The 21,391-nt window shown below is 66.8% G+C and carries 20 protein-coding genes; 5 read left to right on the top strand and 15 right to left on the bottom strand.

The window, feature by feature from the left end:
- Window positions 1-67 precede the first annotated feature (67 nt).
- Genes AC1DVR_RS14830 through AC1DVR_RS14820 form a run of 3 tightly spaced genes read right to left on the bottom strand, consistent with a single transcriptional unit; the run spans window position 68 to window position 2,594 of the window.
- Complete coding sequence (locus AC1DVR_RS14830; RefSeq protein ID WP_478001366.1) at window positions 68-541, bottom strand: DUF983 domain-containing protein; 474 nt, start codon at window positions 539-541, stop codon at window positions 68-70.
- Window positions 538-1,734, bottom strand: a complete 1,197-nt coding sequence (locus AC1DVR_RS14825; protein ID WP_478001365.1) for an MFS transporter — start codon at window positions 1,732-1,734, stop codon at window positions 538-540. The genes AC1DVR_RS14830 and AC1DVR_RS14825 overlap by 4 nt, the downstream gene beginning before the upstream one ends.
- A gap of 35 nt (window positions 1,735-1,769) precedes the next feature.
- Entirely contained in the window at window positions 1,770-2,594 is an 825-nt protein-coding gene (locus AC1DVR_RS14820; RefSeq protein ID WP_478001364.1) for an alpha/beta fold hydrolase, read from the bottom strand.
- 330 nt (window positions 2,595-2,924) lie between these two features.
- Here AC1DVR_RS14820 and AC1DVR_RS14815 point away from each other — a divergent pair, with 330 nt between their 5' ends.
- On the top strand, window positions 2,925-4,106 hold the full coding sequence (locus tag AC1DVR_RS14815) for a PAS domain-containing sensor histidine kinase (RefSeq protein ID WP_478001363.1): 1,182 nt from the start codon (window positions 2,925-2,927) through the stop codon (window positions 4,104-4,106).
- A 22-nt stretch (window positions 4,107-4,128) separates the two neighbouring features.
- Here the strand turns inward: AC1DVR_RS14815 and AC1DVR_RS14810 are convergent, their stop codons facing one another.
- Window positions 4,129-4,503 carry a response regulator transcription factor gene (locus AC1DVR_RS14810; protein WP_478001362.1) on the bottom strand — a complete coding sequence of 125 codons (375 nt, stop codon included), beginning with the start codon at window positions 4,501-4,503 and terminating at the stop codon, window positions 4,129-4,131.
- Between the two features lie 218 nt (window positions 4,504-4,721).
- Between AC1DVR_RS14810 and AC1DVR_RS14805 the strand changes: the two genes are divergently transcribed.
- Window positions 4,722-6,395: an FAD-dependent oxidoreductase gene (locus tag AC1DVR_RS14805; RefSeq protein WP_478001361.1), complete on the top strand. Its 1,674-nt coding sequence runs from the start codon at window positions 4,722-4,724 to the stop codon at window positions 6,393-6,395.
- A gap of 16 nt (window positions 6,396-6,411) precedes the next feature.
- On the opposite strand, the gene AC1DVR_RS14800 is transcribed toward AC1DVR_RS14805, so the two are convergent.
- From AC1DVR_RS14800 to AC1DVR_RS14780, 5 genes are all read right to left on the bottom strand, one after another.
- Window positions 6,412-8,100 carry a cation:proton antiporter domain-containing protein gene (locus AC1DVR_RS14800; protein ID WP_478001360.1) on the bottom strand — a complete coding sequence of 563 codons (1,689 nt, stop codon included), beginning with the start codon at window positions 8,098-8,100 and terminating at the stop codon, window positions 6,412-6,414.
- A 58-nt stretch (window positions 8,101-8,158) separates the two neighbouring features.
- Window positions 8,159-8,551 (bottom strand): c-type cytochrome, encoded by a 393-nt coding sequence (locus AC1DVR_RS14795; RefSeq protein ID WP_478001359.1) that lies wholly within the window; start codon window positions 8,549-8,551, stop codon window positions 8,159-8,161.
- An 11-nt stretch (window positions 8,552-8,562) separates the two neighbouring features.
- Window positions 8,563-10,785 (bottom strand): xanthine dehydrogenase family protein molybdopterin-binding subunit, encoded by a 2,223-nt coding sequence (locus AC1DVR_RS14790; protein ID WP_478001358.1) that lies wholly within the window; start codon window positions 10,783-10,785, stop codon window positions 8,563-8,565.
- A 10-nt stretch (window positions 10,786-10,795) separates the two neighbouring features.
- Complete coding sequence (locus AC1DVR_RS14785) at window positions 10,796-11,245, bottom strand: (2Fe-2S)-binding protein (RefSeq protein WP_478001357.1); 450 nt, start codon at window positions 11,243-11,245, stop codon at window positions 10,796-10,798.
- Between the two features lie 141 nt (window positions 11,246-11,386).
- Window positions 11,387-12,802, bottom strand: coding sequence for an aldehyde dehydrogenase family protein (locus AC1DVR_RS14780; RefSeq protein WP_478001356.1), 1,416 nt, complete (start codon window positions 12,800-12,802; stop codon window positions 11,387-11,389).
- 93 nt (window positions 12,803-12,895) lie between these two features.
- On the opposite strand from AC1DVR_RS14780, the gene AC1DVR_RS14775 reads away from it, so the two are divergent.
- Window positions 12,896-13,795, top strand: a complete 900-nt coding sequence (locus AC1DVR_RS14775; protein WP_478001355.1) for a LysR family transcriptional regulator — start codon at window positions 12,896-12,898, stop codon at window positions 13,793-13,795.
- Window positions 13,796-13,809: 14 nt separating this feature from the next.
- Here the strand turns inward: AC1DVR_RS14775 and AC1DVR_RS14770 are convergent, their stop codons facing one another.
- Window positions 13,810-14,823: a zinc-binding alcohol dehydrogenase family protein gene (locus tag AC1DVR_RS14770; RefSeq protein ID WP_478001354.1), complete on the bottom strand. Its 1,014-nt coding sequence runs from the start codon at window positions 14,821-14,823 to the stop codon at window positions 13,810-13,812.
- Window positions 14,824-14,929: 106 nt separating this feature from the next.
- Between AC1DVR_RS14770 and AC1DVR_RS14765 the strand changes: the two genes are divergently transcribed.
- Complete coding sequence (locus AC1DVR_RS14765) at window positions 14,930-15,346, top strand: winged helix-turn-helix transcriptional regulator (protein ID WP_478001353.1); 417 nt, start codon at window positions 14,930-14,932, stop codon at window positions 15,344-15,346.
- Window positions 15,347-15,365: 19 nt separating this feature from the next.
- Here the strand turns inward: AC1DVR_RS14765 and AC1DVR_RS14760 are convergent, their stop codons facing one another.
- Together AC1DVR_RS14760 and AC1DVR_RS14755 are read right to left on the bottom strand one after the other, a co-directional pair.
- The gene (locus AC1DVR_RS14760) at window positions 15,366-16,100 is read right to left on the bottom strand and encodes a cysteine hydrolase family protein (RefSeq protein ID WP_478001352.1); all 735 of its coding nucleotides are present in this window, start codon (window positions 16,098-16,100) and stop codon (window positions 15,366-15,368) included.
- 145 nt (window positions 16,101-16,245) lie between these two features.
- Window positions 16,246-17,151, bottom strand: coding sequence for a LysR family transcriptional regulator (locus AC1DVR_RS14755; RefSeq protein WP_478001351.1), 906 nt, complete (start codon window positions 17,149-17,151; stop codon window positions 16,246-16,248).
- A 127-nt stretch (window positions 17,152-17,278) separates the two neighbouring features.
- Between AC1DVR_RS14755 and AC1DVR_RS14750 the strand changes: the two genes are divergently transcribed.
- Window positions 17,279-18,028 (top strand): SDR family oxidoreductase, encoded by a 750-nt coding sequence (locus AC1DVR_RS14750; RefSeq protein WP_478001350.1) that lies wholly within the window; start codon window positions 17,279-17,281, stop codon window positions 18,026-18,028.
- Between the two features lie 48 nt (window positions 18,029-18,076).
- On the opposite strand, the gene AC1DVR_RS14745 is transcribed toward AC1DVR_RS14750, so the two are convergent.
- From AC1DVR_RS14745 to AC1DVR_RS14735, 3 genes are read right to left on the bottom strand one after another with little or no spacing between them, the layout of a single operon-like run.
- The gene (locus tag AC1DVR_RS14745) at window positions 18,077-18,862 is read right to left on the bottom strand and encodes an SDR family oxidoreductase (protein WP_478001349.1); all 786 of its coding nucleotides are present in this window, start codon (window positions 18,860-18,862) and stop codon (window positions 18,077-18,079) included.
- A gap of 52 nt (window positions 18,863-18,914) precedes the next feature.
- On the bottom strand, window positions 18,915-19,865 hold the full coding sequence (locus AC1DVR_RS14740) for a sugar-binding transcriptional regulator (RefSeq protein ID WP_478001348.1): 951 nt from the start codon (window positions 19,863-19,865) through the stop codon (window positions 18,915-18,917).
- Window positions 19,866-19,901: 36 nt separating this feature from the next.
- Window positions 19,902-21,356: an FGGY family carbohydrate kinase gene (locus AC1DVR_RS14735; protein ID WP_478001347.1), complete on the bottom strand. Its 1,455-nt coding sequence runs from the start codon at window positions 21,354-21,356 to the stop codon at window positions 19,902-19,904.
- Window positions 21,357-21,391 lie beyond the last annotated feature (35 nt).

Here is a 21,391-nt window from a genome sequence, read left to right as displayed (position 1 = left end):
GGCGCAAATGGCACAAGGCCCGCCGGTCCCTGCGACCGGCGGGCCTTTGGTTTCCGGGCAGAATGGGTCAGAAGCCGTGCAGACGTTGCGCCCATTGCAGGGCGATCAGCATGCCCTTGAGGCGCGGCAGCAGGATCAGCGAGGCGACAATCGCAAAGGCCGAGGCGCCCAGCGCCAGGGTCAGGGGCGCGGGATGCCAGCGCTCGAAGCTGACGGTCAGCAGGAGGCCCGTCAGATGCCCGACGATCAGGATGGTCAGATAGGCCGGGCCATCATCGGCGCGCTGGTGGAACAGCTCCAGCCCGCAGGCGGGACAGATGCGGTTCACCCGCAGATAGCCTGCGAAGAGATGCCCCTCCCCGCAGCGCGGACAGCGCAGCCGGATCCCCTTGCGCAGGGCGGGCTTCAGGGGACGCTCGGGCAAGGCCTCGTCGCCGGTGTCGGCGCGTGTCTCGTCGTGGCTTGCAAGGTCAATATCGGGGCCAATCTCGGGGCCTGTCCCGGTTCGGGCCGCACTCTGGGTAAGCGGATTGTCCTTCATCGGGGGGCGCGCGGGTTCAGCCGCAGGGCCGCAAGCTCGACCACGGCGGCGCAAAGGCCGATCGCCCAGACCAGGTTCCACGACAGGATGACCGCCCCGACCCCGCTGCCGACCGAAAACCCCAGATACATGGTCGAGGTGTTGAGCGCGAGCGTGACCGAGGCTTGCGCAGGGTCGACCGCGACGAGCCGGGCCATCTGAGCGGGAAAGAAGCTCCAGACCGTGAAGCCCCAGACCGCGATGGCCGCGAGAACCGAATAGACGGCAAGGCCGAGCGCGATCTGCGTGCTGAGCGCAAGGGTCAGAAAGGACAGGCCCAGAAAGACCAGCGACCAGCGCACCACCGGACCCGCGCCGATCCGGTCGCTGAGGGCGCCGCCGCTGATCACGCCAATCGCGGCGCAGGCGCCCCAGATCGCGATGCTGGCGCCGATCTCGGGCGGGGTAAAGGCCAGAACCTCCTGCAGATAGATCGCGACATAGGGATAGGCGGTATAGGCCCCGACCGCCCAGAAGAAGGTGACCAGAAGCAGACGGCGCAGCCGCGGCTGGCGCAACACGGCGAACCTTTGCGCCAGACCCGGCACCTTTCCAGCCCTTCCTGAGGCCCGCGGGATCCCGGCCAGGATGCCGAGGATCGCCACCGCCGACATCACCGCCACGCCGAGAAAGGTCGCGCGCCAGCCGAAGGCATGGCCGATCAGCGCCCCGAGCGGCAGGCCCAGGGCGATGGCAATGGTCATGCCCCCGCTGACGATGGCCAGGGCCCGGCCGCGCCGCGCGGCGCTCACCAAATTGCCGGCCAGCGCATTGGCCCCCGGCGTGTAAAGCCCCGCCGCCACCGCCATCAGGACCCGCGCCGCCATCAGGGTGGCAAAGTCGGGCGACCAGGCCGCCAGAAGGTTACCGGCCAGGAACAGCCCAATCGCCATCAGCAGACAGTCGCGCCGGTTGAGCCGCGCCGTGGCGACCGTGGTGAAGGGCGAGGTCAGCGCCAGGACCAGCGTGAAGACCACGACCAGCGTCGCAACCTGCGGCACCGGCATGCCGAAATCGCGCGCCATGTCGGGCAGAAGGGGCGCGATCATGAAGCCCTCGGCCCCGATGGCGAAAGTCCCCAGCGCCAGAAAACCCGCCGGAATCAGCGAGCCTGGGCTTGCGCCCTGCGCGGTTGAAAGTCCTGAAGCCGTCATCCGATCCTGTCCTTCTCTGGCCCCTTCCGCCCGCGTCAGGCGAGGAAGCGGTTCACTTCGGCGGTAAAGTCATCGAGGTACTGAAACAGGAAGCCGTGGCCGGACTTCGGATAGACCACCAGCTTGGCCTCCGGCGCCTCTTGCGACAGGATCCACGACCGGTGGGTCGGGATCATCACATCCGCCGCGCCATTGGCCACCAGCATCGGCAGGGCAAGCTCGGACAGGCGCGGCCGCACCCCGGGCCAGCGCGCGATCGCCTGCATCTGGGCCATGAAACCGGCCGTCGTGGTCGGCGGCCCCTTGGGCTCCACCGCCGCGATCCGGTCGATCGAAGCCTGACCCAGCGTGCGGCCGATGCCCTCCTCGGCATAAAACAGGAACAGGAAATCCCCCGCTTCATTGACGCCGCGCGCCATCCTTGCCGGGACGCGCGGGTCCATCTGCGGCCCCTCGGGGTCGGGTCCGAAGCTGGAGCCTGCGATCACAAGGCGGCGCACCAGGTCGGGGGCGGCCAGCGTGACCTCCAGCGCCACGGTGCCGCCCAGTGACCAGCCGAGGAGGTCAAGCCGGCTCAAGCCCAGGGCGCGGGCGAAGGCTACCGCGACCTCCGCCATGCCGGGGATCGTGTCGGGGACGCTGCCCGCGGTCCGACCGATGCCGAGGTTGTCAAAGCGGATGACGCTGCGGCCCTCGGCCAGGCGGGCGATGAAGGCCGGGTCCCAGTCATCCATCGTGCCGCGAAACCGCTGGGTCAGCAAAAGCGGCAGGCCGGGCCCGTCGCCGTCGATCCGGCAGACGATCTCGCCAAAAGGCGTCGGGACAAGGTGGATCTCCTGGCGCGTCAGATCAGAAAGCATAGCGGTTCCCCAAGGTTGGTGTCTGGTGCCGGAAGGGGCGGTGTTCGGCCCTTCCCCCCTGGGGTGAGGATAGGCTGAAGCCCGCAGCTGCGAACGATCTACGAGGGTAATCCGGAGAGATACCGGAGTATGGGGCCACCCTTCCCCCCCGGGCCGCCCGACCCCCATACCCAGGTCTGCTTGGCTGCAACCCCGTGCTCCGGCTATGCTTTCCGCGATTCTTCAGCGCGGGAATCAGGACGTGAACATGGGTTTTGACCGCCGGGCCCCGGCCCTGTGGCAAAGCAGAGGGATTGCGCGATCCGGCTCTGGCCGGACCAGAAGGGATGCGTGATCAGACTGGAGCATTCGGACCTCTTCCACGTCTCGCCCCTGCCGATCCTGTGCGAGGATTGGTCGCAGGTCCGCCTGCGCGTGCTTGAGGTGCTGGCCTCGGGCGTCACCGATTTCGACGCTTTCCTGCGCGACAACCCGAATTTCGCCCATGAGGTGCGCAAGGTGCACCGCGTGGTGGATTCCAACCCGGCCACGCAAAAGGCCTTCGGCGTCGACAGCCATGCCGCGCTGATGGACCTCGTGCCCCGCCTGCTGCCCGCCAACCCGGCCAGCAACAACCAGGTCCTGCGGGCCATCGCGCGCGGCGAGACGGAGTGCCGCGGCGAACGCATCCTGACCGGGGAAAACGGCAGGCGCATCCCGATCCTGTGGCGCACCCGCCTGCCCGCGACGCAGGAGGGGTTTGACCGGCTCTACTTCTTCGCCATCGACATCACCGAACAAAAGCAGGTCGAACAGGACCTGAACGAGGCCCGCGCCGCGCTGCACCACGCCGGGCGCATTTCGATCGTGGGGGAGCTTGCGGCCTCGCTGGCGCATGAGATGACCCAGCCGCTCAGCGCGATCATCACCGATGTCCACACCTCCTCCAGCTGGCTGGCGCGGGCGGAACCCGACGTGAGCCGCGCGCTGGCCCTGATCCAGCGCATCGGCAAAAGGGCCGGGCATGCGGTCCAGACCGTGCGCAACATCAAGAAATTCAGCCAGACCAAGACCGCCGCCTTGGCGCCAAGCGACATCTACGAGCTGATCCGCGAATCCATCTCGCTGGTCGAACACAGCGCCATCCGCAGCAAGGTGGCGATCGACATGCAGGTCAGCCCCGACCTGCCGCGCGTGATGTGCGATCCGGTCCGCATCCAGCAGGTTTTCGTCAACGTCATCCTGAACGCGATCCAGGCGATCGACGGCGACGCCCGCGCCAGCCGGGTGATCCGCCTGTCGAGCGCGCTGCAGGGCGGGTGCTGGATCGTCTTCACCATCTCGAACTCGGGCCCGGGCATTCCGCCGGACTCGCTGGAGGCGATCTTCACGCCCTTCTTCACCACCAAACCGGAAGGCGTGGGCCTGGGCCTCGCGATCAGCAAGCGCATTGCAGAGGATCACCAGGGCCATCTCTGGGCCGAAAACACCCCCGAGGGCGCCGAGTTCCACCTGCGGCTGCCCATCCTCTGACCGGAGCGGCCCCGAGAGGTCCTCAGCGGCCGCCCGCGATGCCTGCGGCGATCACCGCCAGAAGCTCGACCGGGTCGAAGGGCTTTTCGATCAGCCGATAGACCGACAGGCGGTCGGCCTGCCGGCGGATCGCCTCGGTCGCAAAGGCCGAGATCAGGATGACCGGGATCGCGACGCCCTGGTTCACCAGCTTGCCGGTCATCTCCAGACCGCTCATCCGGGGCATCTGGATGTCGCTGACGATGCAATCGCAGTGCAGATGCATCGGGTCCTTCAGGAAGGCATCGGCGCAGTCATAGACCTGCACCTCATAGCCCGAACTCATCAACAGATCCCGCAGGGATGTCCTGACGCCTTCATCGTCATCGACCACGGAAATCAGGCGCTTGAACTGCACAGGCATATGTCCTGAATGACGGCGGGTCGTGCCGTAAACTACATAAGAAACCGCGCGCGAAGGCAAGCATACCCGGGTATCCTTCCCGAAATCCCGGCCCTGCCCCGCGCCCCTTGCAACCTGAAGCAGTGCGCGTGCGAAATCATGCCCTACCCGGGTAGGGTTCGCCGGAAGGCGCGCCACCTTTTATACTGCCAGCTGTCAGATCCGGAGCAGCCATGGCAGAGCCTTTCCCCCTTCACCCGCGCGAAACCCAGATCTTTCCGCGTCTGGGTGCCGACATGATCCAGCGCATCCAGCCCTTCGGCAGGGTCGAATCACCCCCCGAGGGCAGCTTGCTCTTCGCGCGCGGCGACACGGCCGCCGACTTCTTCGTCGTGCTGGAAGGTCAGGTCCAGCTGCTGGATGACGCTGACCCCGAAGCGCCCTCAGCCTTGCGCAGCTATGGCGCGGGGGAGTTCACCGGGGAGCTGCATCTTTTCAGCGAGCGCGCGCTTCTGGTCTCGGGTCGCGCCGGTCCGGGCACCAGAGTCTTGCGGGTCCGGCGGCAGGATTTCCGGCAGATGGCCGCGACCCAGGCCGATCTGAACGAGCTTTTGATGCGGGCCTTCATCCTGCGCCGGATCGAGCTTCTGGCGCTGGGACTGGGGGGCTGCGCACTGATCGGCGCCGCCCAGGATGCCGAGGTCCACCGGATCCGCACCTTCCTGAGCCGCAATGCCCATCCGTTCAAGCTGTTCGACCCGGTGCAGGACCAGAACGGCCGGGACTTCGTGCAGGCCCTGAGCCTTGCGCCCTCCGATCTGCCGGCGCTGGTGCTGACCAGCGGCGAGGTACTGCGCACACCCCGGACCACCGAGATCGCCGATGCCCTGGGCCTGTCGGGCGCCGGGCTGGAGGAACAGGTCTTCGACCTTGTGGTGGTGGGCGCAGGGCCCTCCGGCCTTTCGGCGGCGGTCTACGGCGCTTCGGAAGGGTTGCGCACGCTGGTGGTCGAACGCGACGCCCCCGGCGGGCAGGCCGGGACCTCCAGCCGGATCGAGAATTACATGGGCTTTCCGACCGGAATCTCCGGTCAGGCCCTGGCGAACCGCGCCCTGATCCAGGCGCAGAAATTCGGCGCCCAGTTCGCCATCTCGCGCGGGATGGTGGAGTTCGACTGCGCCCGCCTGCCCTATGCGTTGCAACTGGAGGGCGCGGCCCGGGTGCGGGCCAAGGCGGTGGTCATCGCCACCGGGGCGCGCTACCGCCGCCTGTCACTGCCCGACTATGCCAGGTTCGAGGGCGCGGGGATCTATTACGCCGCCACTTCCGCAGAAGCGCAATTGTGCAAGGATGCCACCATCGTCATCGTCGGCGGCGGCAACTCCGCCGGGCAAGCGGCGGTCTTCCTGTCGCAGTCCTGCCGCCATGTCCACATGCTGGTCCGCGCCGAGGGTCTCGCCGCCAGCATGTCGGACTATCTGGTGCAGCGCATCATGAACTCGCCCCATATCACCCTGCATCCTTGCAGCGAAATCATAGAGTTGCGTGGCGAAGCTCATCTGGAACATGTGGTGTGGAAGAACCTGCGCAGCCAGGAGGTCACCGTGATGCCGGCCCATGATCTGTTCGTGATGATCGGGGCCGATCCGAACACCGAATGGCTGAACGGCTGCGTGCCGCTGGACGACAAGGGCTTCATCCGCACCGGCGAGGGTCAGGCCGCCTCGCCCTTTGCCACCACCCTGACCGGCGTCTTTGCGGTGGGCGATGTGCGGTCCGGCTCGATCAAGCGGGTGGCCTCGGGCGTGGGCGAAGGGTCGGTCGTGATCGCGGCGGTGCATCGCCATCTGGCCGCACTGCAGGAGGCCGAATTGCGCGAGGCCCCCCCCGCTTCGATGCGGGCCTGACCCGGCTGGCAAGGGATTACGCGGCCAGATCGGCGCCCTGCAGCTTGTCGGCCTCCCAGGCGTCGATCTCCGCCTCGGGCAGGCCCAGCGCCTGCAGCACGGCGCGGGCGACCTGCGTACGCCCGCCGGTCCCGCTCTCGACGATGGGCACCAGACCCAGCGCCGACAGTTCCGCCGCGGCCAGATGGTCGGGCACCACGGCAAGGGTCTGCAACTCCGCAAAGCGGCGCCGTGCAACGGGCGCCAGCTGTGTTACGGCCTCCATGTTCGGTTCGGCCAGCAACAGCACCTTGCGCCCCTCCATCGCCAGTGCGGCCCAGATCCGCGGGTCGCGCAGATCGCCGAAATAGACCTTGTAGCCATCGGCCAGGGCCTCGCGGAAGCGCGCCGGCGCCTCATCGATGCCGGCATAGGCGATGCCCATATCCTTCAGGGCATCGGCCACGCTGCGGCCCTGCCGGTTCATGCCGAAGATCAGGACCGGACCTTCCAGCTCAAGCGGGACCAGCTCTGCCTCGACGCGTTTGGTGCGCAGGGCGCGCAGGCGGCCGGCGATGGTGCGGCCAAGGTCGGCGACATTGGGCGTGGCGGCCAGCGTCAGCGTCACCGCCGCGATCAGGACCGAGGCCGCCTCGACCCCCACGACATGGCGCACCGCCGGCAGGTTGAAGATGACCAGCGCAAACTCCGACCCCTGCGACAGAAGGAAGGCGATCTGCAGCGACCCCGGCACCGACCAGCGGAAGAGCAGGCTCGCCCCGGCATTGGTGGCGATCTTGACCAGGGTCAGCGCCAGCGCCACCAGCAGGACAAAGGGCCAAAGCCGCGCCAGCGTCGGCACGTCCAGCGACAGGCCGACCGAGAAGAAGAAGAACCCCAGGAGCAGGCCGCGAAACGGTTTGACCTCGGACTGGATGATCGGGCGGTAGGGCGTGTCGGCCAGCATGGCCCCGCCGAGGAAAGCGCCCAGCGTCACCGAAAGCCCGATGGTGCCCGTGGCCCAGCCCGCGCTGAGCGCTACAAGAATGGCGATGGCCGTAAAGACCTCTTCATTCTGCGAGCGGAAGATCAGATGCAGCACCGGCTTGACGACATAGGCCGCCAGCAGCATCGAGATCCCGAAGGCCGCCCCCGCCTTGGCCAGCGCCATGAGAACCGAGGGCAGCAAGGCGTCGCCGGTCTCCAGCGAGCCTGCGACGATCAGGATGAAGATGGCGACGATATCCTGAAAGATCAGGATCGAAGTGGCGGTCAACCCAACCGGGCAGCCCTGCTGGTGCCGGGCCGCGATCAGCTGCGCCACCACGGCGGTTGAAGACAGGGCGAGCGTGGCGCCCACCAGAACCGCAGGTCCCGCCGCGATGCCCGCCAGAAGCGCCACCGCGCTCAGCGCCGCGGTGCCCGCCACCACCTGCGCCAGGCCGAAGCCGAGGATATCCCGCGCATGCGCCCGGATCTGGCCGAAGGAAAAGTGCAGGCCGATGTCGAACAGCAGGAACAGGACACCCAGCTCGGCTAGGATCTGGATCGTGCCTTCGGACGGGCCAACGCTGATGCCCAGCACCCGATAGGCCAGACCCAGCGCCAGATAGCCGACGATCGGGCTGAGCCGCAGCACGCGCGAGGCGATGGCGGCCAGAATGCCGAAGGCCAACAGGAAGTTGACCGGCAAAAGCGCATCCAGAAGGTGCTGGGTGTCATCCATGCCGGTCATCCTGTCTTGCGGCGTGAGGGGCTGTCAAGCAAGGCCGCGTCTGCGGCGCTCAACTCCCCGAGGCGCTGGCCAGATAGGCCAGAACATCGGAAATATCGGTGTCTGACTTCAGCCCGGCGAAGGTCATCTTGGACCCCGGCCGCGCCGTCTTGGGGTTGGCGAGGAAGGCGCCGAGGCTGGTCGCATCCCAGACCTCGCCCGTGGGCTGCAGGGGCTTGGAGTATTTGAAGCCCGGGACAGAACCGATCTCGCGCCCCATCAGGTTGTTGAGTTCGGGGCCGATGCCGTTCTTGGCGCCCGCGCCCACCTGATGGCAGCTTTTGCACTTCTTGAAGACATTGGCGCCGGCGGCGGCATCGCCGGCGTCCTGCGCGAAAGCGGTGGTCGCGGTCAGAAGCCCGGCGAGCGCGAGCGCCAGGGCAGAACGAAGCGGAAGGGTCATCTTGGGGTTCCTTAAGAGAATGACATGTTGGCAAGCGGCAGGCTGCGCGGGCGGGTGCCGGTCAGGGCCGCCACCGCATTCACCACGGCGGGGGGCACGCCGGGCAGGCCGGGCTCGCCCACCCCGCCCATCGGCGCACCGCTTTCAACGATGCTGACATGGACCTTGGGCATGTCGTCGCGGGTCAGGATGCGGTAGGTGTCGAAGTTCTGGTCGCGGCGCAGGCCCTTTTCATAGACCACCTGCTCAAAGAGCGTCGCCGACAGGCCCAGCGCCGCCGCCGATTCCACCTGCCGCGCGATGATCGCCGGGTTGACGATGCTGCCCGGATCGAAGGCCACCCAGATGTTGTGGACCTTCACCGCGCCCTTCTGCAGCGAAACCTCGGCAATCGTCGCGGTTTCCGACCCGAAGGGCGAGGCCATCGCCACACCGCGCGCATAGGTCACGCCGTCTTTGGTGTAAGGTCCGCGCTGCCAGCCTCCCGAAAGTTTCTCGACCGTTTCCAGCAGCTTGAGGTGGCGGGGCGAGTCCTTGACCAGCGCCTTGCGCAGCGCGAAGGGGTCCTGCTTGCCGGCATCGGCCATCTCGTCGAAGAAGCCTTCATAGAAGAAGTCGTTCATCGAATGCCCGACCGAGCGCCAGAAGGCGATGTTCACCGGATGCGGCACCTTGCCATAGGCCACGCGGCCATGGGCGATGGCATAGGTTTTGGCCACGATCCCCTCGACGGCGGAACTGTCCACCCCGGCCTTGTCCAGCCCGAAGTAGCGGCCGATCGGCCCTTCGCCCACCGTCAGCACATCCAGCGCGACGGGCATGCCGTCCTTGTCCAGCGCTGCGCGGAATTTCGAGGTGCTGAGCGGGCGCAAGGCGTCGTTCAGGAACTCTTCCTCGCGCGACCAGACCACCTTGACCGGTTTGCCCGTGGCCTTGGCCAGAAGGATCGCTTGCGGGAAGGGGTTGGCCGGGCCATAGATGAAGTGCCGGCCGAAGAAACCGCCGAGCATGGGGGAGTGGATCTTGACCTGCCCCGCCTCCAGCCCCGCGACCTTGGCCGAGACGGCCTGAAAGAACTCCGGCATCTGGTTGGGCAGCCAGACATCCAGCGTGCCATCGGCATTGAAGCGCGCGGTGGCCGAGGGCGGCTCCAGCTGGCCATGGGTGAGGTAGGGCGCGTCATAGCGCGCCTCGACCACGGTGGCGGCCTTGGCGAAGGCCGCCTCGACATCGCCCCTGGTCTCGGCGGGCACCGTGACGCCGCTGTAGTCGGACAGCGACTTCAGCATGGCGGCGTTGCTGTACGCCTCCGAGATCGTGTCGAGCCCGGTGGCGGCGGGTTTGGACCATTCCACCTCGGCCGCCTCTGCCGCCATGCGGGCGCGCCACCAGCTGTTGGCGCAGACCGCCACGGCATTATCGAGCAGATGGACCGAATGCACCCCCGGCATCGCCTTGATGGCGTCCTCGTTGGTCAGGCTCAAAGGCTTGGTGCCGAAATACTTGCCGTGCTGGACAGCGGCAAAGAGCATGCCTTCGACCGCATGGTCGATGCTGTAGCGCGCCTTGCCGGTGGATTTGTCGCGCACATCGAGCCGGGCCATCGGCTGGCGGATGTACCTGAAACTCGCCGGGTCGCGGAGGGCGACATCCTTGGCCGGTTCCAGCGCGAAGGCTTCGGTGGCGACCTCGCCATAGCCAAGGCTCGCATTGGTCGCGGCATGGAGGATCCTGCCGTTCTCGGTCGAAAGCTCCGCCTGCGGCACCTTCATACGGGCCGCCGCGGCGCGCAGCAGCATCTCGCGCGCGGTAGCGCCGAGCTGGCGCATCACCGGATAGCTCGACCGGGTGGAGAAGCTGCCGCCGGTCATCCTGATGCCGCCGACCACCAGATAATCCGGCCCGGGCGGGGCACAGACCACCTCGAAGCTCTCGGGGTCGACGTCGAGCTCTTCACCGACGATCTGCGCCATGCCGGTGGCGATGCCCTGCCCGCCTTCGACAAAGGGGCTGAGGAGGCGGACATGGCCCTCGGGCGAGATTTCCAGGAAGGCCGGGATCCTTGTGCCCGGCACGACTGCGGCGGTCTCGGCCATGGCCGGGCCGCGGCCAACGGGCAGCATCACCGACAGGGCCAGGGCCCCGGCGCTGACGCCCAGAAAGCGGCGGCGCGACATGTCGGTCAGTTTTTGCGGTTGGGCCAGTTTTTGCGGTTGGGCTTGATTGGTCTGCATCGCGGCCTCCTTACAGCTCGACCTGACGGATCGCGTCAGCGATGAAATTATAGGTGCCGCAGCGGCAGAGGTTGGTCATCGCCGTGGCGATATCCTCATCCGTCGGATGCGGGGTTTCCTTCAGAAGCGCTGTGGCCGCCATCACCTGCCCGGACTGGCAGTAGCCGCATTGCGGCACTTGAAGGGAGACCCAGGCCTCGACCACCTTGGCGCCCACCGCGTCCTCCTCGATCGCCTCGATCGTGGTGATCTTCGCATCGGCAATCGCATCGACCGTCAGCTGGCACGACCGCACGGCCTGGCCATCGACCAGCACCGTGCAGGCGCCGCATTGCGCGATGCCGCAGCCGTATTTGGTGCCCACCATCCCCAGCGTGTCGCGCAGCACGAACAAGAGCGGGGTCTCTGCCTCGACATCGACGGAGGTCATCTGTCCGTTGATCGAAATCTCGTATCCCATGTCGGAACCTTTCCGGTTGCAGTCGATTTGCCCCAGTGTGCCGCCAATCGCCCCCGCAGGGACAGTCATACCACCGTATAAACCTGTGATGCCGATGGTAGGTCTTGGCCCTGCGGGGGCGAGAGGCCGGGGCGGCGTGGTTCAGCCCAGAATGGCGCGCGGCTCCAGATGGGCCTCCAGCCCAAAGACGCCGTATTCGCGCCCGAGACCGGAGTGCTTGACGCCGCCAAAGGGCGCCAATGGGTCATGGGGCGCGCCGTTGATCACCACCCGGCCGGAGTCGAGCCGCGCGGCCAGCGCGGCGATCCGGGCCGGGTCGCCTCCGTGGACATAGGCCTGCAAGCCATAGGAGGTGTCGTTGGCGATCGCCACCGCCTCGTCGTCGCTGCCATAAGGGATGACGACCAGCACCGGGCCGAAGATCTCCTCCCGGGCGATCCGCATAACGTTGGTCACGTTGGAGAAGATCGTGGGCCGGGTGAACCAGCCGCGCGTCATGCCCTCGGGCCGGCCCGGACCGCCGGTCACCAGCGCGGCGCCCTCCGCGAGGCCAAGCGCGATATAAGACTGCACGCGGTCAAATTGCTTCTGGCTGACCATCGGGCCGATCATCGCACCCGGCACCTCGGGACCGCCCACACCAAAGGCGCTGATCCCCTGGCGGAGGCGGGCCAGAACCTCCTCCAACCGGGCCCGCGGCACCAGAAGGCGGGTGCCCGCCACGCAGGCCTGCCCGCTGTTGACGAAGCCCGCCAAAAGCGCCGAGGGGATCGCCCGGTCCAGATCGGCATCGTCGAGGATGATGTTCGGCCCCTTGCCACCCAGTTCCAGCGTCACGCGCTTGATCGTCTCCGCCGCCGCGCGCAGGATCTGTTTGCCGACGGCAGTCGATCCGGTGAAGCTGACCTTGGCGACATCGGGATGGCGCGACAGTTCCGCCCCCACCACCTCGCCCCGCCCGGTCACGATGTTGAACAGGCCCGGCGGCAGGCCCGCTTCATCCAGCGCCTCGCTCAGAACCCGGGTCTGGAGCGCGCTCATCTCGCTGGGCTTGATGACAAAGGTGGATCCTGCGGCGAGGGCTGCGGCCATCTTGCCGGTGATGAAGCCGATATTGCTGTTCCAGGGCGTGATCGCCGCCACCACGCCATGCGGTCGCATCGTCACCCGAGAGGTGCCGATCCGGCGGTCGAAGTCGTAATCCGCCAGCACCTTGGCCATGGTCGTGAAGTTCGCGGCGGCGGCCTGAGCCGAAAAGTCGAGGAAATAGCCCGGCGCGCCATATTCCTCGGCCATCGCCGCCCGCAGGTCCGTGGCGCGGCGGGTGACGGCGCTGGCCAGGGCGTGCAGCATCGCGATCCGCTCGGCCTTGGGGCTGCACGAGAAGGCGGGGAAGGCGCGGGCGGCGGCGGCGATGGCCTTGTGCGCGTCGACCTCATTGGCCAGGCGCACGGTGCCGATCACCTCTTCGGTGGCGGGGTTGGTGAGGTTGGCGACCTCGGTGCCTTCGGGGGTAACGAAAGCGCCGTCGATATAGATCTTGTCGATGGTGTTCATGGTATTTCTCCGATTGACCAAGCCGATCTAGTCCCGCAGGATTGCTTTGATAATTCGGTCAATCCTGCACGTGCTGATAAGGAAATGCGGACAATGCTCCGTGGCAATCTGGCAGAGCTGGAGGCGGTGGTGGCCGTCGCAAACCACGGCGGCTTTCGGGCGGCGGCGCGTGAGATGGGGATTTCCTCGTCTGCGATAAGCCAGGCCATCGCGGCGCTGGAGGCGCGGCTGGGGGTGCGCCTGTTTAACCGCAACACCCGCAGCGTGACACTTTCGGCGGCCGGAGAGCAGTTCCTGTCCGAGATCGGTCCGGCCCTTGGTTCCATCCGTGGCGCGATCGAGGGGGCGGGTGAGCATCAAGCCACCCCGGTCGGCACCTTGCGGCTGAACATGGCGCGGGGGGCGGCGGTGCGTCTGCAACCGCTGATCACCGCCTATCTGCGGCAATATCCGCAGATGACGGTGGAGGTTGTCACCGAAGACCGCCTTGTGGATGTGAATGCGCAGGGCTTTGATGCCGGGGTGCGGCTGCGCGATGCGGTGCCGCTCGACATGATCGCGGTGCCGGTCGGCGGCGAGATCCGCTCGGTCATTGTCGGCACCCCGGCCGTTCTGGCGGGCCGCCCCCTGCCCCGGACGCCCGCCGATCTGGCTGGCTTCCCCTGCATCCGCTACCGGCTATCCAGCGGGGCGATCTACCGGTGGGAGCTGTCGCGCGGGGCCGAGACGCTGACGCTGGATGCGCAGGGCCCTCTGGTGCTGGACGACAACGACCTTGTGCACCGGGCCGTGCTGGACGGGCTGGGCCTGGGCTATCTGGTCGACTGGCTGGTCGAAGGGGATCTGGCCGCGGGCCGCCTGATCCAGCTTCTGCCGGAGTGGACGCCGCCCTTCCCGGGCCTGTGCCTTTACTACCCCGGGCGCCGGCATGTGCCCGCCAAGCTGCGCGCCTTCGTGGCCCTGGTGCGGCAAGGCCTGCCGCACCAGGGCTGAGGGGGCATCCGGGATCAGAAGCCCGCGATGACGATCTTGCCGCGCGCCTTGCCGGTCTCGATCAGGGCATGGGCCTGTTTCAGGGTCGCCGCGTTGATCGGCGACAGGACCTCGGTCACGGTGGTCTTGACGCGGCCTTCGTCCACCAGTTTTGCCACGGCGTTCAACAGCTTGCCCTGTTCGTCCATATCCGGCGTGGCAAACATCGGGCGGGTGAACATCATCTCCCAATGGATCGACACGGCCTTGCGCTTCAGACCCATGATGTTCAGGCTTTCCGGGTCGTCGATCAGGCCGAAGCGGCCTTGCGGGGCGATCAGCGCCGCGATTTCACCGATGTGACGGTGGGTTTCGGTGGTGGAAAACACGAAGGCCGGCGCTCCAAGGCCCAAAGCCTCGACCTGAGCCGCCAGAGGCTTGCTGTGGTCGATGACATGATGGGCGCCAAGTTCGCGGACCCAGTCCTGCGTCTCGGGCCGCGAGGCGGTGGCGATCACCGTGAGGTCGGTCAGGGCGCGGATCAGCTGGATCGCGATGGAGCCGACCCCGCCTGCCCCACCAACCACCAGGATGGCATTGGCCGCACCGGGCACCGGGCGGCGGATGTCGATGCGGTCAAACAGCATCTCCCAGGCGGTGATCGCGGTCAGCGGCAGGGCTGCCGCCTCGGCAGGGGAGAGGGTCGCGGGCTTCCGGCCGACGATGCGGGCATCGACCAGGTGGAATTCGCTATTGGCCCCCGGCCGGGCGATCGAGCCGGCATAATAGACCTCGTCACCGACCGCAAAGCCCGTCACCTCGGCGCCGACCTCGACCACGCGGCCCGCGACATCCCAGCCCAGGACCTTGTACTGGCCCGCCTCGGGCGAAGCATTGCGCCGCACCTTGGTATCCACCGGGTTGACCGAGATCGCCTGCACCGCGACCAGAAGATCATGGCCCGACGCCACCGGGCGCGGCAGTTCGATATCCTCCAGCGCCTCGGGACGGTCGATCGCGCCCGCGGATGTGTAACCAATCGCTTTCATCTGGCTTCTCCATTTCGCCTGTTGCTGCGGAGAGATCTGTGCTTAGATACGCTTCGACGCAATACAGACAAAAACTGTATATAGTATCGAAAAGGATACCGTAAAATTGGCCAAACCGAGGTTCTCGCGCTTTGACTGCAATCCGGGCTGTTCGGTCGAGGCGGCGATCGGCCTGATCGACGGCAAGTGGAAGTCGATCATCCTCTGGCACCTTCTGGCCGGCACGCTGCGCTTCAACGCGATCCGCCGCGAGACGCAGAACTGCACGCCGCGCATGCTGACCAACCAACTGCGCGAGTTGGAACAGGACGGGCTGATCACCCGCAAGGTCTATGCCCAGGTGCCACCCAAGGTGGAATACAGCCTCTCCGACCTTGGTCGCAGCATGGAGCCGATCCTGCGGGCGCTGAAGACCTGGGGCGATGCCAATATCGGGCTTTACGGCAAGCCGGACGGCCATGACCCGCGCGCCATGGCCGAGGTGCCGGGGGCTGCCCTCCTCGCCGGGGAACAGCCGGTTTAGGCCGGGCCCGCGCGGCGCCTTACCGGGCTGCGGCGGGCCTTGGCTGCGCCAGGGCCTCGACCGCCTGAGCCGTGGTCCACAAGCCATTGGCCAGCCAGCGGAAATTCAGCAGGGCCGCCGCATAGGCATCGCCTTCGGGAATTTTGCTGCCCGCCGTGGCGTCACGGATCACCACGACCTCGAAGCCCTGTTCGACAAACTCGCGCAGATGCGATTCCACGCAGAAATTCGCCGCCATCCCGGCCAGGATCACCTGATCCACCCGCTTCTTGCGCAGCTGGAAGATCGTGTCATTGGTCTGCGGCCCGGCGATCTTGTGGGGCGAGCAGACGATGGTCTTGCCGTCCTGGATGATGTCCTTGAACTCGGGCATCCAATCGGCGCCCGAGCCGTCGAAACCCTCCAGCGACAGGGGATCGCGGGGGTCGAACATCCGCAGCTTGTGCATCAGCTGTTCGCCGGGGGCGGCGAAATCCCAAGCGTGGTCGTGTTTGTAGTAATAATGCGGCGAGATCACCACCGGGATATCCGCCCGCTTGGCCGCCAGAAACAGCTGCAAGAGGTTGGGAACGGTGCCGATCTCCTCGATGCTCGCGCCAAAGGCGCCATAGGCCGCCCCCTTGGGGCTGAGGAAGTCGATCTGCGGATCGGTCACGACCAGCGCTGCCCGCGAAAGATCCAGCCGGAAGGTGGAGGGCGGCAATGCGGGGTTCTCGGGGTCTGCATAGGCCGATGTGCCAGAGAGGGGTGCCATTGCAAGGGTCTCCTGAAGGGGTGCATGAAAAGGCGGGCCTGCCATGCCCGGCGCTGCCCAAAATGCCAGCCCCGCGCCGCCGCTCAAACAATACAGCGGTATCGCGCCGGGACCGGAATGTATGGGGCCATGACACAAACGTCGGTCAGGCGGCGTCCCAGGGCGGAACCCCTTTGAAGGCATCGGCGAGGTAATCGACCATATGCCGCACCTTGGCCGACAGATGCCTGCGGCTGGGATAGACCGCCAGAATGTCGATGTCCGGCAGGTGGTAGCCGGGCAAGAGCGGCACCAGCCGGGCCTGGCGCAGATCCTCGCCGATCAGGAAGGTCGGCTGCCAGATGATCGCCTGCCCCGCGAGCGCAATCGCCCGCGCCGTGTCGCCATTGTTGGTGCTGGACCTTGTGCCGACATGCACCCGATGCTCGCGCCCTTCGGCGTCTTTCAGCGTCCATTCCTCGGGGGTCAGGCCAAGGCTATAGGTCAGGCAGCGATGCCGGGTCAGGTCTTGCGGCACCTGCGGCACGCCATGGCGCGCGAGATAAGCGGGTGCTGCACAAAGCACATTGCGCGAGGTCGCAAGCTTGCGCGCCACATGGGTCTGCGAGCCGCCGCGCGAGATGCGGATCGCAAGGTCCACGCCCTCCTCTACCAAGTCCACCACCCGATCCGACAAGGTGATTTCCAGATCGACCTCGGGATGCAGGGCCATGAAACCGGGCCAGAGCGGCGCCAGGTGCTTGATCCCGAAACTCAACGGCGCGTTGATCCGCAGCCGGCCGCGCGGCGTGCCGCTGGCCGAGGCCGCAGCCTCCGCCTCGGCAATGTCGTCGAGCACGGTTTTCAGCCGGTCGTTGAGGTCGCTGCCCGCGTCAGTCAGCGAAATCCGCCGCGAGCTGCGGTTCAAAAGCCTGGTGCCCAAATGCGCCTCCAGCTCGGCGACATAGCGCGTCACATTGGCCGGCGAGGTGCCCAGTGCCTTGGCCGCCCGGGCAAACCCGCCGCGGGCGACGACGGCGGCGAAGACCTCAAAGGCGCGTAACCGATCCACCCCAATGCCTCAATTCAGGAAAGCTGAACATAACACGCATGATTGTGCCATTGGTGCCAGTTTCGGACAAGACCATGTTCCTGACAGCCAACAAGATTGGCGCCACATCGCAACAGGAGTTTCCAAAATGGCACGACTTCACAGCAAGACCGCCCTGATCACCGGCGGCACCAGCGGCATTGGCCTGGCCACCGCCGAACGTTTCCTCGCCGAGGGCGCGCGCGTCGCGATCACCGGCACCAGGGCCGAAACCCTGGCCGAGGCGAAAGCCCATCTGGGTCCGGATGTCCTGACCATCCTCGCCGACGCCGGCGACGTGGCCGCACAAGCCGGGATCGCGGCACAGGTCGCCGCCGAATTCGGCCATCTTGACGCTCTGGTCATCAATGCCGGCATCGGCGATTTCCGCCCGGTCGAGGGCTTTGACGAGGCCGCCTTCGACCGCTCGTTCGCCGTCAACGTCAAGGGGCCGTTCTTCCTGATCCAGGCGCTGCTGCCGGTCTTGAGCAACCCCGCCTCGATCGTGCTGAACGGGTCGATCAACGCCCATATCGGGATGCCCAATTCCAGCCTTTACGCCGCGACCAAGGCGGCGTTGATCTCGCTGGCCAAGACGCTGTCGGGCGAGCTGATCGGCCGCGGCATCCGCGCCAATGTGGTCAGCCCCGGCCCGATCTCCACCCCGCTGTACGGCAAGCTCGGCCTGTCGGCGGAACAGTTGAGCGGGATGCAGGCGGCGATCTTGAGCCAGCTGCCGGTCGGCCGCTTTGGCGATCCGCGCGAGGTGGCGGATGCCTTCGTCTACTTTGCCTCAGACGAATCGCGCTTCACCGTGGGCAGCGAGCTGATCCTCGACGGCGGCATGAGCAACCTGTGAAGCCGTTGCGCGGCCCCGTCCCCGGGGTCGCGCAAGGCACCGCCCGGGTCAGGACATGATCAGCCCGCCGTCCACATTGACCGTCTGGCCGGTGATATAGGCGGCATCGGGCGAGGCGAGAAAGGCCACCAGCGCCCCGACCTCGGCCGGGGTGCCGGCGCGGCCCATGGGAATGCCCTCGACCCATTCGGCCATCAACTCGCCGGGACCATAGCTGCCCAGCATCTTGCCCCAGACCCGGTCGTTGTAATCCCACATTTCAGTGTGGATGATCCCCGGGCAGATCGCGTTGACCGTGATCCCCTCGCGCGCCAGTTCCTTGGCCAGGCTTTGCGTCAGCCCGACGACGCCGAACTTCGAGGCAGCATAATGCGGCGTGTAGATGAAGCCCTGCCGCGCCTGCCCCGAGGCGGTGTTGACCAGGCGGCCCTTGGTCCCGCTGGCGCGAAAGCGGCGCACCGCTTCCTGGCAGCACAGGAAAACGCCCTTGGTGTTGACGTCGAGGTTCATGTCCCATTCGCGCTCGGTCAGATCCTCGACCTTGGCGATGGTGATGACGCCGGCGTTCTGGACCGAGACGGAAAGCGCGCCAAGCTTCGCCTCGGCCTCGCCATAGGCCGCCTGGATCGCGGCGGCGTCGGTCACGTCGAGCACGAGGCCCAGCACCTCGGCTTCGGTTTCCTCGGCCAGAGCGCGGGCCACGTCGGGCGTGTCCTTGTCGATGGCCGCGATGGCGATCCGGGCGCCCTCCTGGGCAAAGCGCGTGGCGATGCCGCGCCCGATGCCCTTGTTGCCGCCGGTCACAAAGACGGTCTGGCCTGCAAATCGTTTCATGGTCTTCTCCCTGTTGCGCGGCATAGGCGCTGGCCCGTCCCCGCAGCAGGGATCAGGCCGTCAGCCGTGCCGCCGTGAATTTGTCGGTCACCAGCACGTTGATGATGCCCAGTCGCAACGCCCCCGCGATCGCCGCGGTCTTCGAAGCGCCGCCCGCCAGCGCCATCACCCGGTCGGCCTTGCGCAAGTCTTCCAGCGAGATGCCGATGACCCGGTCGTTCAGCGGGGTTTCCACCGGCTTGCCGGCCTGATCGAAGAAGCGGAACGAGATTTCGCCCACCGCTCCGGCCTCGTTCAGCATGGCCAGTTCCTGCGGCGAAAAGACATTGCCCGACCGGGCGAGCAGTTCGGAAGGCGCCACCGCCCCGATGCCGATGATCGCAAGGCTCAGCCGGCTGAACAGATCCATCGTGCCGCGCACCACCGGATCGGCCAGCATCACCAATTTCGCCTCGCGCGAGGAGGTGACGCCCTGCACCAAGAGCAGGCGGGATTGCGCGCCGGTCAGCTTGGTCAGCCGGGCGATCAATTCGGTCGCATGGGTCTGGACCGAGGATTCGCCCATGCCGCCCAGAATCTGCACGACATATTTCGCCTTGGCGCTGCGGAACGGGTGGATGTTGTCCACCATGCGCAGGATGGTCTGGCTCCAGCTGGAAACGCCGATGATCTCGTCCGATTGCATCGTCACTTCCAGGAAATGCGCCGCCGCCTCGCCGATCCGCGCCATGATCGCGCCGTCGCGGTCCTCCGAACAATCGACGACGATGGCTTCGGTCAGGCCATAGCGCTCGCGCAGGGCGGTCTCGTAATCGGCGAAGGTGCCGGGCGGCGGGATCACCGTGGTCCGCACGATCTCTTCCAGCTCGGCGCGCTTCAGCATCCGCGACACCGTCGCCTGCGACATCCGCAGGATTTCGGCGATCTCGGCCTGCCGCTTGCCCTCGCTGTGGTACATCTGTGCGACCCTCGCAATCAGACGCAGTTCATTGATCCGACCCATTTCTCGCTCCGGCGTGCATGTTTATTCACCCCTAGTTCAGCGAATCGCCAGTGTCGAGCGTGTGATTGCCGCGTTCCATACGGCGAGCCGTTCGGATCGGTCGCTGGGGCGTGGCTGCAACGTTTTCACCCTGCGCGGCAGGGCCGCAATGGCGGCCAGATCCGGCCAGACCCCGAGCGTGAGCCCGGCGAGATAGGCCGCGCCCAAGGCCGAGGCTTCGGGCGCATCGCACTGGATCAGCGGATGGTCCAGGATGTCGGCCACGCGTTGCATCAGGAAGTCGTTCTTGCTCGGCCCGCCATCGGCGAAGAGCCGGCCCAGCGGCGCCGGCGATTGTGCCGACATGACGGCAAAGACGTCATGGGCCTGAAACGCCATCGAATCGGTCACCGCCCGCGCCATCTGCGCCCGTGTCGTGGTGAAGGTGATCTCGGAAAACAGCGCCCGCGCATCGGCCTGCCAATGCGGCGCACCAAGGCCCACGAAGGCCGGCACGAAGCCCGGCCCGCCCGGCTCTGCCTGTGCTGCAAGGTCGGTCAGCGCCTGCACGTCCTTCAGCCCGAGGATTTCGACCATCCAGGGCAAGGCCGCGGCCGAGACCAGGATATTGCCCTCGAAAGCATAGGTCGGCTTGCCGCCCAGGGCCCAGGCGATGGTCGTGGTGATGCCGTTTTGCGGGGCGATGAAGGCGGGCAGCGTCGTCATGATCGAGGAGCCGGTGCCGAAGGTCACCTTGCCATCGCCCGGGTGGAAAGCGCCGTGCCCGAAAAGCGCGGCATGGCTGTCGCCGATCGCGGCACAGACTGGGATGCCGTCCGCCAGCCCCGCCACATTGCGCGTCACGCCGAAGTGCGAGGCGGAATCGCGCACCTCGGGCAGGCAGGATCTGGGGACGCCGAACAGGGTGCACAGCTCATCGCTCCAGCACTGGCGGGCCAGGTCGTACAGCTGGCTGCGCGCCGCGTTCGAGGCGTCGCAGGCATGAACCACCCCGCCGGTCAGGCAATGGATCAGCCAGGCGTCAATCGTGCCAAGCCGCACCTGATGCCCCGCCGGGATGCGGTCGAGCAGCCATTTCATCTTGGGGCCGGGGAACATCGGGTCGATGGGCAGGCCGGTCAGTTCCTGCACCCGGGGCGCATGGCCCGCGGCGGTCATCTGCGCGCAGACCCCCGCCGTGCGGCGGCATTGCCAGCTGACCACCGGACCCAGCGGCAGCCCGGTCTCGGCATCCCAGGCCGTGACCGATTCCCGCTGGTTGGAGATGGCGATACCGATGACGCTGACCTCCGGCCCGGCCTTGAGGCAGGCCGCGATGGCCTCCTGAACCGAGGCCCAGATCCGCAGAGGGTCCTGTTCAACCCAGTCGGGATGCGGATGGGCAAGGCCAACCGGGCAAGAGCCGCGCGACAGGATCTCGCCGGTGTCGGAGACCAGAACGGCCTTGGAATTGGTGGTGCCCTGGTCAATCGCAAGAATGGCGCGGGTCATGTCGGCTCCGGTCTTTTCAGGTGGTGATGGGGGGC

This window comes from Rhodobacter sp. P2_H5 (assembly GCF_056403335.1).
This window is presented reverse-complemented; position numbering and strand designations above follow the sequence as displayed.